The organism is Streptomyces aureus, assembly GCF_001418135.1.
Lineage (GTDB): Bacteria > Actinomycetota > Actinomycetes > Streptomycetales > Streptomycetaceae > Streptomyces > Streptomyces aureus_A.
Genome location: NZ_LIPQ01000047.1, coordinates 17,822 through 29,148, shown reverse-complemented (window position 1 = coordinate 29,148; position 11,327 = coordinate 17,822). Strand labels below are relative to the sequence as shown.

Sequence of the window (11,327 nt, the reverse complement as noted above, 5' to 3'; positions counted from 1 at the left end):
GACTCGGCCACCGACGCCGAGTAGTTGGGCCGGACCTCGTCCCAGGTCCCGGCGCTGATCTGCCGGGTCGTCCGGTGCGGGCCGCGGCGCGGCGACACGTACCAGAACCCCATCGTCACGTTCTCCGGCTGGGGTTCCGGCTCGTCCTTCGCCCCGTCGGTCGCCTCCTTGAGGACCCGCTCGGCGAGGTCGGCGTCGGTGGCCGAGTCGATGGACCGGCTGATGAAGGTGACGCCCGAGTCGATCTCGGGGCGCCTCCTGCTGCTGCACGGCCCGCCCGGCACGGGCAAGACGTCCGCGCTGCGCACCCTGGCACGGTCGTGGCGGGACTGGTGCCAGGTGGACTGCGTCCTCGATCCGGAGCGGCTCTTCAACGACGTCGGCTATCTGATGGACATCGCGATCGGGGAGGACGAGGGCACGGCGAAGGGGCGCTGGCGGCTGCTGCTCCTGGAGGACTGCGACGAGCTGATCCGGGGCGAGGCGAAGCACACGGCGGGCCAGGCCCTGTCGCGGCTGCTCAACCTGACGGACGGTCTGCTCGGCCAGGGGCGCAACGTCCTCGTCGGCGTCACCACCAACGAGGACCTGGAGCGGCTCCACCCGGCCGTGGTCCGGCCGGGCCGCTGCCTGGCCCGGATCGAGGTGGGGCCGCTGAGCCGGGCCGAGTCCGTGGAGTGGCTCGGGCGCGCGGAGGACGTTCCGCGCGAGGGCGCGACGCTGGCGGAGCTGTTCGCCCTGCGCCGCGGCACGCCCCCGGCGGAACTCCCGGAACCCCGCACGGCGGGGGCGGGCCTGTACCTGTAGGTCCTTCGCGTCGGGGTCAGCTGTCGTAGGCGGCGCGGAGGGCCTCGTTCATCGCGGCCTCCGCCGCCTCGCGGCTGAGGCCGAGGCGGCGGGCCTCCTCGGCGTACTGGGCGGCGGCGGTGGCGGCGCGGCGGGTCGCCGCGTCCCCTGCGGCGGCGACGAAGGTGCCGTGCCGCCCGCGCGTCTCGATCACCCCGTCCGCTTCCAGTGCCTTGTACGCCTTGGCGACCGTGTTCGCGGCGAGGCCCAGCTGCTCCGCGAGTCCTCGTACCGTCGGCAGCTTGTATCCGACCGGCAGTCTGCCCGACCGGGCCCGCTCCGAGATCTGGGCCCGCAGTTGTTCGTACGGAGCGGTGGTGGATTCGTGGTCCACGGCGATGGTGAGTGTCACCCGGCCGATTCTGCCCCCACCCCACCGGAAATTGGGAGGCGGCGGTGCCTCCCCGGCCCGTAGCGTGCGACAACATGACTGTGATCGTCCGTGATGTGCGGGCCGAGGACGCCGAGGGCTTCGCCCGCGTCCGGCGAGCCTCGCTGCCCTACATGCTCGCGACCGCCGAGCAGCTCGTCTTCGACTGGGCCCACGCCCATCCCGACAGCCACTACCGCCCGCTCGTCGCCGTGACCGAGGCCGGCGGGATCGTCGGGACCGCCCAGGTCGGCATCGCACACGACGCGGCGGAGCCCGGGATCGGCTACGCGAACGTGTACGTGGACCCCGCGCACCTGGGACAGGGCGCGGGGACGCTGTTGCTGCGCGCCGCCGAGGAGCACCTGGCCGAGCGGGGAGCGCGGACCCTGTACAGCTGGGTCCTGGACGCGCCGGAGAACGTCGCCTGGGCCGCGCGGCGGGGGTACTCCCCCAGCCGTTCCGCCTACTTCCTCCGGCTCGACCTCACCACCGCCGAGCTGCCGCCGCTGCAGGCGCCCCCGGCCGGTGTCGAACTGCTCACGGGCGAGGACTTCGCGGCCGACCCGCGGCCGCTCTTCGAGCTGGACGCGCTGACGACGGCCGACGAACCGGGTGACGTGGGGACCGAGCTGGGCGACTTCGCGCACTGGCGGGCGACCGTCTGGGAACACCCGCTCTTCGACCTCGCGTTGACGACGGTCGCGGTGGTGGACGGCGTACCGGCGGCGTTCAGCGCGGCGGCGACGGACGGTCAGGGCCGGTACAACACGGGGATGACCGGCACCGCGCCGGCGTTCCGGGGACGCGGTCTCGCGAAGCTCGTCAAGAACGCGTCGCTGCACCGGGCCAGGGCGGCCGGCTGCACGGAGGCGTTCACCGGGAACGACACGGGGAACGAGCCGATGCTGGCGATCAACAAGTGGTTCGGCTACGAGATCGCAGCGCGGGAGGTGCGGCATGTCCGGACGATCGGTTGAGGTCACCCTGACGAAGGCGGGCCGGACGAAGATCCGCTACCCGGCGGAGGTGCTCACGGAGGACGGCGCCCGGCTCTCGGTGCGTGCTCCGTGGGCGGCCGAGGGGGTACGGGACTTCGGCTTCGTGCGGTTCGAGCCGGGCGATGTCTTCGTGGAGCACTACTGGAGCGACCGCTGGTTCACGGTCAAGGAGGTGTGGTCCGCCGACGGCGCTCTCAAGGGCTGGTACTGCGACATCACCCGGCCGGCCGTGATCGACGGCTCCGGGGTGGTGATCGAGGACCTGGACCTGGACCTGTGGGTGTCGGCGGACGGCAGCGAGGTGTTGCGGCTCGACGAGGACGAGTTCGCGGCGAGCGGGCTCACCGCCTCCGATCCGGAGGCGGCGGCGTGCGCCGTGGTCGCCCTCGACGAGCTGGAGGTCCTGGGGCGCGAGGGCTTGATCGAGCTGCTGCGCTAGCACGGAGGTCCGGCCCGGCGGCCGGAGGCCGGCCGCCGTCGGATCGAGCTGCTGCGCCGGCGCGGCGGCCGGCCGCCGTCGGCAGCGGACCCGACGACCGTACGCCCGGGCGTCGTCAGCGGAGTTCGACGGCCGCGTCCTCGGCGGCGAGGAAGCCGGGCGTGGGCAGGCCCGTCGCGCCGGCCGTGAGCTGCATCAGGGTGGCGCGCACCCTGGCCGCGCCCGGCTGGTAGGCGGGGTCCTTCACGACGGAGGTGTTGACCCACTCGTGGAGGTGCCCGTCGCAGACGGCCTGGGTGCCGCCGATCCCGGCGGAACGGTTCCCCTGGACGAGGGTGGAGCTGACGAAGACCGGGCCGGCGCTGTCGTCGAGGCAGCGGTACATGCCGGAGAGCGTCACCGTGCTGTCGTCGCCGACGGTTCCGTACCCGTAGACGGAGAGGTCGTCGGCGCCGCTGTCGAGCGTCCGGCCGTTCGGGGTGGGGCCGTCGGGGGCGGGTCCTGCGGAGAGGCCGTCGGCGCCTCCCGCGTGGGCGAGAGGGGCGACGGCGGCGGAGGCGAGCAGGACGCCTGCGGCGATGACGAGTCGGACGCGCATGAGCGGGGTCCCTTCGGGGTGGGGGGATGGTACTGCCCGCCAGGCATACCGGATCCGGCCGCCACCTGACCGAAACTCACCCTATTGGGGGCGCGTTGAGCAACTTTCGGTAGTGAATACGGTCGTACGGTCCGTCCATGCGACGCTCGACGACCTCATGGCCGTACCGCTCGTAGAGCTTCTGGTTCTCCCACATCATCACGTTGGTCAGCAGCCTGACCTCCGGAAGACCGAGCTCCCGCACCCTGGACTCCACGAAGCCGAGCAGCCGGCGGCCCAGGCCGGTGCCCTGGGCGTCCGGGTGGACGGCGACGTTGTCGAGACCGATGCGGTCGACGTAGTGGTGATGGGCCGCGTCGGTCACGGCCCTCACCCTCGGGACGTCGGAGCTCGTGGCGCGGCGGATGTCCTGTGTCACGCCGACACGTTGCGACTCCGGGCGACCACCTTCCTGAGCAGCGGCCAGGTGAGCAGGAGGACGACGACCGCGTACACGGTGATCGAGAAGGGCGTGTCCACCAGACCGGTCACCGAACCGTCGCTGATCTGCAGGGCACGGCGCAGCTGCTGTTCGGCGGCCGGGCCGAGGATGACCCCGATGACGGCCGGCAGGACCGGGAGTCCGTACCTCCGCATGCCGAGGCCGATCAGGCCGATGACCAGCAGGATGACCAGGTCGAGGGCCTCGCCGCCCACCGCGTACGCGCCGACGGCGGCGAAGAAGAGGATGCCGGCGTAAAGGTACGGGCGCGGGATGCGCAGCAGCTTGGCCCAGACGGGGGCGAGCGGCAGGTTGAGCGCGAGCAGCAGCACCATGCCGACGAACAGCGAGGCGATGAGCCCCCACACCAGGTCGGGCTCCCGCTCGAAGAGCAGCGGGCCGGGCTGGATGCCGTACTGCTGGAACGCGGCCAGCATCACGGCGGCGACGGCCGTCGTCGGCAGCCCGAGGGTCAGCATCGAGACGAGCGTCCCGGCCGCCGAGGCCGATGCCGCCGACTCGGGTCCGGCCACGCCCTCGATGGCGCCCTTGCCGAACTGCTCCTTGTGCTTCGAGAGCCGCTTCTCCGTCACGTACGACAGGAAGGTCGGAATCTCCGCGCCCCCGGCCGGGATCGCGCCGAACGGGAAGCCTATGAGGGGGCCGCGCAGCCAGGACTTCCAGGTGCGCCTCACATCGTCCCCGCCCAGCCAGGGACGGCCGACCGGGATGGCCTCGCCCGCCGTGCGGCGCAGGTGCGCCGCGACCCAGAGGGCCTCGCCGATGGCGAAGAGTCCGACCGCGACGATGACGACGTCGACGCCGTCGGCGAGCTGGAGCGAACCGAAGGTGAGGCGCTGCTGCCCGGTCATCTGGTCGAGGCCGACCAGACCGATCGTGAGGCCGACGAGGAGGGAGGCCAGACCTCGGATGCGGGAGGAGCCGAGGACCGAGGTCACCGCGATGAAGGCGAGGACCATCAGGGCGAGGTAGTCGGGGGCGCCAATGTCGACGGCGAGCGCGGCGACCGTCGGGGCGAGGACGACGAGCAGGATCGTGCCGATCATGCCGCCGGCGAAGTGACCGATGGCGGCCGCGGCGAGCGCCTGCGCGCCCCGGCCCGCCTTGGCCATCGGATTGCCCTCGATGGCGGCGACGACGGCCGCGCTCTCCCCGGGGGTGTTGAGGAGGATCGAGGTGGTGGAGCCGCCGAACATCGCGCCGTAGTAGATGCCGGCGAACATGATGAACGCGCCGGTCGGTTCGAGCCCGTACGTCACCGGGAGCAGCAGGGCCACGGCCATGGCGGGGCCGATGCCGGGCAGGACGCCGATGGCCGTGCCGAGGAGCACGCCGAGGGCGGCCCACAGCAGGTTCGTCGGGGTGAGGGCGGTGCCGAAGCCGTCGATGAGGGAGTTCAGGGAATCCATGGGTCAGATCACTCCCATCAGCGGACCACCGGGCAGCGGGACGCCGAGCAGCTTGTCGAAGACGACGTAGGTCAGGAGCGAGAGGGCGGCCGCGATCAGCGGGTCGCGGTGGACGTGGCGGCTGCCGAGGGCGTACGCCGCGCCCCAGAAGAGGAGCGCTCCGGCGACGGGGAAGCCGACGGGGCCGATGAGGACGGCGAAGGCGAGGAAGACACCGGCGAGGAGCAGGACCGTGCGCCAGTCGGCGGGCTCCGTCAGGTCGACGTCCTCACCGGCCTCGGCCTCGCCCCGGCCGCCGCGCAGGACGTCGACGGAGAGGAGGACGGCGACGACGAGCAGTCCGCAGCCGACGACGAGGGGGACGGTGGCGGGGCCGACGGGGCCGCGGCCGGCGAGGTCGGCGTCGAGGGTGAGGGCATCGGTGAGGACCAGCACACCGAGGACGAACAGCAGGACACCGACGCCGAGTTCGGACCGTTCGCGCCACCAGGAGGCGAGGTTCTCCTTCCTGGTGCCCACGGATGGGGTGCCCACGGTGGAGGTGCTCACGGATGGGGTGTTCCCGGCTTCGGCGTTCCCGGATTGCGTGTCCCCGGATTGGGTGTGCCCGGATTCGATGTTCCCGGATTCGGTACTCACAGACCGAGCTCCTTCAGTACGGAGCCGACGCGGCGGTCCTGCTCGGCGAGGAAGGTGCCGAACTCGTCGCCGGGCAGGAAGGCGTCGTTCCAGCCGTGGGTCTTCAGCGACTCGCGCCACTGCGGGGAGTCGTGCAGCTCGGTCACCAGGGTGACGAGCTTCTCGCGCTCGGCGTCGGAGAGACCGGGCGGAGCGACGATGCCGCGCCAGTTGGTGAACTCGGTGTCGAGGCCCGCCTCGCGGAGGGTGGGTGCGTCGAGGCCGGGGACGCGCTTCGGTCCCGTGACGGCGAGCAGACGCAGTTCGCCCGCCTTGATCTGGTCGAGGTACTCGCCGACGCCCGAGACGCCGAAGGCGACCTTGTCCCCGAGGATGGAGGCGAGGAGTTCGCCGCCGCCGTCGAAGGGGACGTAGTTGACGTCCTTGGGGGCGATGCCGGCGGCCTGGGCCATCAGCATCGGGGCGAGGTGGTCGGGGCCGCCGGGCGAGGAGCCGCCGCCGACGGGCAGCTTGCCGGGGTTCTCCTTCCAGGCGGTGAGCAGCTCGTCGATGGTCCTGTACGGGGAGTCCTTGCCGACCACGACGATGTCCTGCTCCTCGGTGAGCCGGGCGATCGGGGTGGTGTCGGCGAGGGTTCTGGGGGTCTCGTTGGTGTGGACGGCGCCGACGACGCCGAGGCCCATGGACATGGCGAGACGGCCGTTGCCGCGTTCGCCGACGAGCCGGGTGAGACCGACGGTGCCGCCCGCGCCGGGCAGGTTGAAGACCTCGATGTCGCCGGTGAGGTCGGCCTCCTCGGCGTTCTTGGCCGCGGTGCGGGCGGTGATGTCGTAGCCGCCGCCGGGGGTGTTGGGGACCATGAAACGCAGGCCGGGTATCCGGGTGCCGGTGTCGGAGCCGCTGCCGGGACTGAGCAGCGGTGGGCCCACCAGCACCAGGAGCGCGGCCCCGAGGAGGGCGAAGGGGGTGCGCAACCGCACGTGTGCCGCCTCTCAGCTGTAGGGGAAAAGGGGATGTGAAGTGGCCCACATGTTGCCCTCGCGTTAAGAAGCTGTCTCTCTTCCGCAATCAACGGACGTTGTGGTCGTTGTGGTCGGGACCTAGCGTGGGTCGTCGTGACGAACGTGCTGGTGGTGGACGACGACTTCATGGTCGCCAAGCTGCACTGCCGCTATGTGTCGGCGGTGGCGGGCTTCACGGTGTCCGGGGTCGCGCACAACGGAGCCGACGCCCTGCGCGCGGCCGAGCGGCTCAGGCCCGACCTGGTGCTCCTCGACGTGTTCCTGCCGGACATGGACGGCATCCAGGTGCTGCGGGAGCTGCGCGCGGCGGGCCTGGGCATGGACGCGCTCTTCATCACGGCGGCCCGGGACGTGGGCACGATCCGCGAGGCGCTGCGGGCGGGGGCGCTGCACTATCTGATCAAGCCGTTCAGCCAGGCGGCGCTGCACGAGCAGCTCCGCCATGTGGCCTCGCTGCGCAGCCGCCTCGACGAACTCGACGAGGCCCGCCAGGAGGACGTCGACCAGATCTTCGGCACCCGCCCCCGCGGCTCCCGGGAACTCCCGAAGGGCCTGGCAGCCCACACGGCCGACCTGGTCGACTCGGTCCTCCGCGCCCACCCGGAGGGCCTCTCGGCCACGGAATGCGCGGAAGCCGGCTCACTGTCCCGGGTGAGCGCCCGGCGCTACCTGGAGTACTTCGCGGAAACGGGCCGGGCGGAGATCACGCTGCGGTACGGGGGGACGGGCAGGCCGGAACGGCGCTACCGCAGACTGGGCTGACCCCCTCCTACGAGGAAGTCGGAATCCCCTGGTAGCGCGCCGTTTCGACTGTCCACGGGAGCGCCAGGGGAGCCAAACAGGGAGCCACGCCGCTGAATGCGGGCCGCTGCGGCGGGCTCCTCTTGCCGGACCTGTGACCGAGTGCCGTGAATGACCGCCCGCACATGGGTGCCCGGTCGGCCAGAACCAAAGCTCGCTGGGCAACGGCAACTGAAGCGCCCAGCGAGACCTAAATCGGTGACCCGCGAAGTCCGGGGCTAGGTAGAGTGCGGGTACCTCGGGTGCTGACAAGCTCGGGGACATGGCCGACGGCGCGTCCGCCTAGCTCCTGCAAAGAGCGGGGTACGTCTCATGACGGGCGTCGTCGGCCGCTTCATGCCCAGGGTCAGCGGGTGCCGGCGCGATGGATCGTGCGGCTGTGGTGGATCAGGCGCCTTCCGACGGGCCGACCAGTACGACTGAGAAACGCACTGGTCGAACGGCTTTGTCCAGGAGCAGGATGCAGCTATGCGTAACCCCAACGAGGACCCTGAGCTGCTCGCTCTTGTGCACCGCTACGTCGCACCCGGTCGGCGCTACCTCAAGCTCGGTGGCCGCATCCGGCGCATGAGTGATCCTGAACGCACCGAGTTCGTACGGGCACTGGGCGAAGACGCCGGCGCTATCGCTCCCGGCGAGCTGGCCGTCCTGCTCGAAGGTGGCTGGCGCGAGCGCAGGACCGCTGCCTGGCTCATCGCCGTGGCCCGCAGAACTGAATTCCGCGAACGCCTCGGCGAACTGCTGCTTGCCAGCGAGGTCGGCCTCGCAGGTTCGGACTACTGCGTGACCTTGGCCGGCTTCGGCACTCCTGCCGACGCGGACCTGCTGGCCGCCTACCTCGACCGCTACCTGCGGCGCCCGGACCTCTACTACGACCAGCCGGCCGCCATGGGCGCGCTCCTCCACCTCGATGCCACACTCCGTGCCGATCAAGCGGCCCGGTTCCTGTCCCCAGACGGCCTTTGGCATCAGTGGATCGACGGGCCACCCCGCAAGGAGCACCACGGCACAGCAGAGAACTATCGCGAGAGCATCAGCTGGGCTTGCGCCTTCGCCGATGAGAGCGCTGAGCACCTCCCGGCAACGAACCGCTGACGTCGTCCTTCGCGCGCCCGCGCTCGTCGCCGTAGCCGAGGCGGAACAGCACGGCCTGGGCGCCGAGGACGCACCGGCGCCCCGACGTGGAGTGCAGGGAGCCGCGGTGCCAGCCGTAGCGCTCGATGACGAGCGCGGTGAGCTCCAGGTGTTCGGCGACGCCGATCTGCCGCCCGGCGCCGTGGAGCTGGCGCAGGAGGGGGAAGTTCAGCACCCAGTCGGGCAGGATCCGCAGTGGTGGTCGCTTCTGGGTGGCGCAGAAGGTGATGATCCCGGCCGCCCGGCCCCGGGAGACGAGGTTGCGGAGCTTGCGGGTGATCTTCTTCCCGTACTCGTCGTCGGTGGTGCAGAGCATGAGCTCGTCGACCCACAGCAGGAGCTGGCGCAGCTCCGGGTGCTTGTTGGCGAGCTCCTCGGTGACCTTGCGCTTGCCGAGCTTCTTCAGCAGCGCGTCCCGGGCCTTCATCGGACGTCCACGAACCAACAGAGCGTGGTGGCGCAGCACTTCGGAGCCCTGCGGCAGGCCCTCCCTCAGCCCACTCTTAGTGGTTCCTTAAAGCGATCCTAAGGATCGTCGCCTCCGGCTCACCGGCGGGTTTTTCGCGGATTCGGGCGGCTAGCTTTCTGGGCGTCCCCCCACCGCACACTCGTGAAGGAGCTGTCCCCCCATGACTTCTCGCCGTACCGCCGCCGTCACCGCCACCGCGGTTCTGGCACTCTCCGGGCTCGCCTCGGCGCCCGCGTTCGCGCACGGGTCGATGACCGATCCGGTGAGCCGGGTCTCGGCCTGTTACGCGGAGGGGCCCGAGTCGCCGAAGTCGGCGGCCTGCAAGGCGGCCGTGGCGGCGAGCGGGACGCAGGCGTTCTACGACTGGAACGCGGTGAACATCGCCAACGCCGCGGGGAAGCACCGTGAGCTGATCCCGGACGGCAAGCTGTGCAGCGCGGGGAACGACAAGTACCGGGGGCTCGACCTCGCTCGGGCCGACTGGCCGGCAAGCCCGATGTCCTCCGGGGCGCACACCTTCCGTTACAAGGGGACCGCGCCGCACCGGGGCTCGTTCGAGCTGTACGTGACGAGGGACGGGTACGACCCGTCGAAGCCGCTGAAGTGGTCGGACCTGGAGGAGAAGCCGTTCGCCACGGTGACCGACCCGCGGATGGAGGGCGGCGACTACGTCTTCCAGGGCACGGTGCCGAACAAGTCCGGCCGCCACCTGATCTACTCGGTCTGGCAGCGCTCCGACTCGCCCGAGGCCTTCTACACCTGCTCGGACGTGGTGTTCGGGAAGGACAGCGGCGGCGGTACGGCCCCGGCGCCGACCGCGTCCGCGCCGAGCGACGAGCAGATCGAGGACGGTCAGGACGAGTCCTCGGTCGAGCACGGCGGGCACGGGGACGGTGACGCCTCCACGGGTGCCGGGGAGACCGCGGCAGCCCCCGCGCCGAGCCAGGAGGCGAGTCACGGGGCGGGCCACGGGACGCAGCCCGTTCCGTCCGCCGAGGCCTCCTCCGCCGCGCCCAACGCGCCCGCTCCCGCCGCCGGTTCGGACTCCGGCTCCGGTGAGGTGCTCGCCGAGACCGGTGGCGACGCCACCACCCCGTATCTCGCGGTCGGTGGCGCCGCCGTCCTCGCGATCGGCGCGGCCGTGCTCTTCGGGTCGACGCGCCGGCGCCGTACCCAGGGCTAGGAGGACTAGCCGATCACCGAGAGGCAGGTGGTCGGGGTCGCGTGGGCCGGGTCGAGGGCGTTCGCCACCTCGTGGAAGGTGACCCGGTCCACGGTGCCGATCGCCACGTGCTCGGACAGGTCGAGCGCGCACTTGTCCTGGATGAGGACGTTGGTGACGTTCGGGCCGCTCAGGAACTGGGAGCGGTACGGGGTGACCACCTCGTCGTACTGGGTCGCGATGACGTGGTAGCGGACTCCGGGCACGGTGTCGCCGCCGGCGTTGAGCTTGGTGATGAACGGCGAGCCGGCGATCTGGTCGGCGAGGCCGGGGGTGCTTGCCTTGATCAGGTCCTCGGCGCCGGGGAAGTACGGGAGGAGCTTGGTGAGGCCGAGCAGGGTGGTGCCGTGGTTGTCGGGGGCGATCCCGACGAGCGTGTTCACCTTCTCGGCGCCGCCGAGGAACTTGAGGTACCAGCGCGGCATCATGCCGCCCTGTGAGTGTCCGACGATGTCCGCCTCGGGGGCGCCCGTGGCGGCGAGGACGCGGTCGACGTAGGTGTCGAGCTGTCCGGCGGAGGCCTCGATGGGGCCGAGTCCGTGGAAGAACGGCACGTTCGGCAGCTGGCCGTAGTCGAGCGAGAAGACGCAGTAACCGCGGTTGACCAGGTACGGCGCGAGGGCGAGCCAGTTGTCGACGGAGTTCCCGAGGGTTCCGTGGACGAGGACGACGGGCCTGGGGTGCGCGGCGGAGGGCTTGCAGGAGTAGTCGTTCCAGCCCCGACTGGTGGTGGCGGTCTCGGCCCGGGCCGAGGCGGCGGTGGTCGGCGCGAGGGTGGCGGCGGCGGTCAGCAGCAGGACGGACAGTGCTCTGACGGCGTGTTTCCAGGGCAGCATCGGGCGATCTCCTTGCGGCTCAAGGGGATGGTGGGGGTG

At 71.3% G+C, this 11,327-nt stretch carries 14 protein-coding genes and 1 pseudogene; 6 read left to right on the top strand and 9 right to left on the bottom strand.

Annotated elements, in window-relative coordinates; genetic code table 11:
• The coding region (locus AOK00_RS40015) for a DUF5925 domain-containing protein (RefSeq protein WP_437441391.1) at nucleotides 1-284 on the bottom strand (284 nt) is incomplete at its 3' end.
• On the opposite strand from AOK00_RS40015, the pseudogene AOK00_RS05770 reads away from it, so the two are divergent.
• Nucleotides 193-807 (top strand): annotated as a pseudogene (locus AOK00_RS05770) (AAA family ATPase); the annotation flags it as partial. The gene AOK00_RS40015 and the pseudogene AOK00_RS05770 sit on opposite strands and share 92 nt — an antisense overlap.
• Before the next feature lie 16 nt (nucleotides 808-823).
• On the opposite strand, the gene AOK00_RS05765 reads toward AOK00_RS05770, so the two are convergent.
• Nucleotides 824-1,198, bottom strand: coding sequence for a GntR family transcriptional regulator (locus tag AOK00_RS05765; RefSeq protein WP_055599231.1), 375 nt, complete (start codon nucleotides 1,196-1,198; stop codon nucleotides 824-826).
• Between the two features lie 74 nt (nucleotides 1,199-1,272).
• On the opposite strand from AOK00_RS05765, the gene AOK00_RS05760 reads away from it, so the two are divergent.
• Both AOK00_RS05760 and AOK00_RS05755 read left to right on the top strand, forming a co-directional pair.
• Nucleotides 1,273-2,196, top strand: a complete 924-nt coding sequence (locus tag AOK00_RS05760) for a GNAT family N-acetyltransferase (protein ID WP_055599230.1) — start codon at nucleotides 1,273-1,275, stop codon at nucleotides 2,194-2,196.
• Nucleotides 2,177-2,656: a DUF402 domain-containing protein gene (locus AOK00_RS05755; RefSeq protein WP_030315782.1), complete on the top strand. Its 480-nt coding sequence runs from the start codon at nucleotides 2,177-2,179 to the stop codon at nucleotides 2,654-2,656. Before AOK00_RS05760 ends, AOK00_RS05755 begins: the two co-directional genes overlap by 20 nt.
• Before the next feature lie 115 nt (nucleotides 2,657-2,771).
• On the opposite strand, the gene AOK00_RS05750 is transcribed toward AOK00_RS05755, so the two are convergent.
• The 5 genes from AOK00_RS05750 to AOK00_RS05730 form a co-directional block, all read right to left on the bottom strand.
• Nucleotides 2,772-3,254 carry a DUF6299 family protein gene (locus tag AOK00_RS05750; RefSeq protein WP_055599229.1) on the bottom strand — a complete coding sequence of 161 codons (483 nt, stop codon included), beginning with the start codon at nucleotides 3,252-3,254 and terminating at the stop codon, nucleotides 2,772-2,774.
• Between the two features lie 76 nt (nucleotides 3,255-3,330).
• The gene (locus AOK00_RS05745) at nucleotides 3,331-3,672 is read right to left on the bottom strand and encodes a GNAT family N-acetyltransferase (RefSeq protein WP_055599228.1); all 342 of its coding nucleotides are present in this window, start codon (nucleotides 3,670-3,672) and stop codon (nucleotides 3,331-3,333) included.
• Nucleotides 3,669-5,165, bottom strand: coding sequence for a tripartite tricarboxylate transporter permease (locus tag AOK00_RS05740; RefSeq protein WP_055599227.1), 1,497 nt, complete (start codon nucleotides 5,163-5,165; stop codon nucleotides 3,669-3,671). The genes AOK00_RS05745 and AOK00_RS05740 overlap by 4 nt, the downstream gene beginning before the upstream one ends.
• 3 nt (nucleotides 5,166-5,168) lie before the next feature.
• Complete coding sequence (locus AOK00_RS05735) at nucleotides 5,169-5,714, bottom strand: tripartite tricarboxylate transporter TctB family protein (protein WP_055599226.1); 546 nt, start codon at nucleotides 5,712-5,714, stop codon at nucleotides 5,169-5,171.
• A gap of 86 nt (nucleotides 5,715-5,800) precedes the next feature.
• Nucleotides 5,801-6,784 carry a Bug family tripartite tricarboxylate transporter substrate binding protein gene (locus AOK00_RS05730; protein WP_055599225.1) on the bottom strand — a complete coding sequence of 328 codons (984 nt, stop codon included), beginning with the start codon at nucleotides 6,782-6,784 and terminating at the stop codon, nucleotides 5,801-5,803.
• Between the two features lie 135 nt (nucleotides 6,785-6,919).
• Between AOK00_RS05730 and AOK00_RS05725 the strand changes: the two genes are divergently transcribed.
• Together AOK00_RS05725 and AOK00_RS36755 are read left to right on the top strand one after the other, a co-directional pair.
• Nucleotides 6,920-7,588: a response regulator gene (locus tag AOK00_RS05725; RefSeq protein ID WP_030315770.1), complete on the top strand. Its 669-nt coding sequence runs from the start codon at nucleotides 6,920-6,922 to the stop codon at nucleotides 7,586-7,588.
• 507 nt (nucleotides 7,589-8,095) lie between these two features.
• Nucleotides 8,096-8,722 carry a DUF6000 family protein gene (locus tag AOK00_RS36755; protein WP_079041853.1) on the top strand — a complete coding sequence of 209 codons (627 nt, stop codon included), beginning with the start codon at nucleotides 8,096-8,098 and terminating at the stop codon, nucleotides 8,720-8,722.
• Here the strand turns inward: AOK00_RS36755 and AOK00_RS40010 are convergent.
• Nucleotides 8,661-9,188 (bottom strand): DUF6197 family protein, encoded by a 528-nt coding sequence (locus tag AOK00_RS40010; protein ID WP_254047253.1) that lies wholly within the window; start codon nucleotides 9,186-9,188, stop codon nucleotides 8,661-8,663. The two genes, AOK00_RS36755 and AOK00_RS40010, sit on opposite strands and share 62 nt — an antisense overlap.
• A gap of 202 nt (nucleotides 9,189-9,390) precedes the next feature.
• Between AOK00_RS40010 and AOK00_RS05710 the strand changes: the two genes are divergently transcribed.
• Nucleotides 9,391-10,413 (top strand): lytic polysaccharide monooxygenase, encoded by a 1,023-nt coding sequence (locus tag AOK00_RS05710; RefSeq protein ID WP_055599223.1) that lies wholly within the window; start codon nucleotides 9,391-9,393, stop codon nucleotides 10,411-10,413.
• A gap of 5 nt (nucleotides 10,414-10,418) precedes the next feature.
• Here the strand turns inward: AOK00_RS05710 and AOK00_RS05705 are convergent, their stop codons facing one another.
• A complete protein-coding gene (locus AOK00_RS05705) occupies nucleotides 10,419-11,288 on the bottom strand; it encodes an esterase/lipase family protein (protein WP_055599222.1) in 870 nt (289 codons plus the stop codon).
• Between the last annotated feature and the right edge of the window lie 39 nt (nucleotides 11,289-11,327).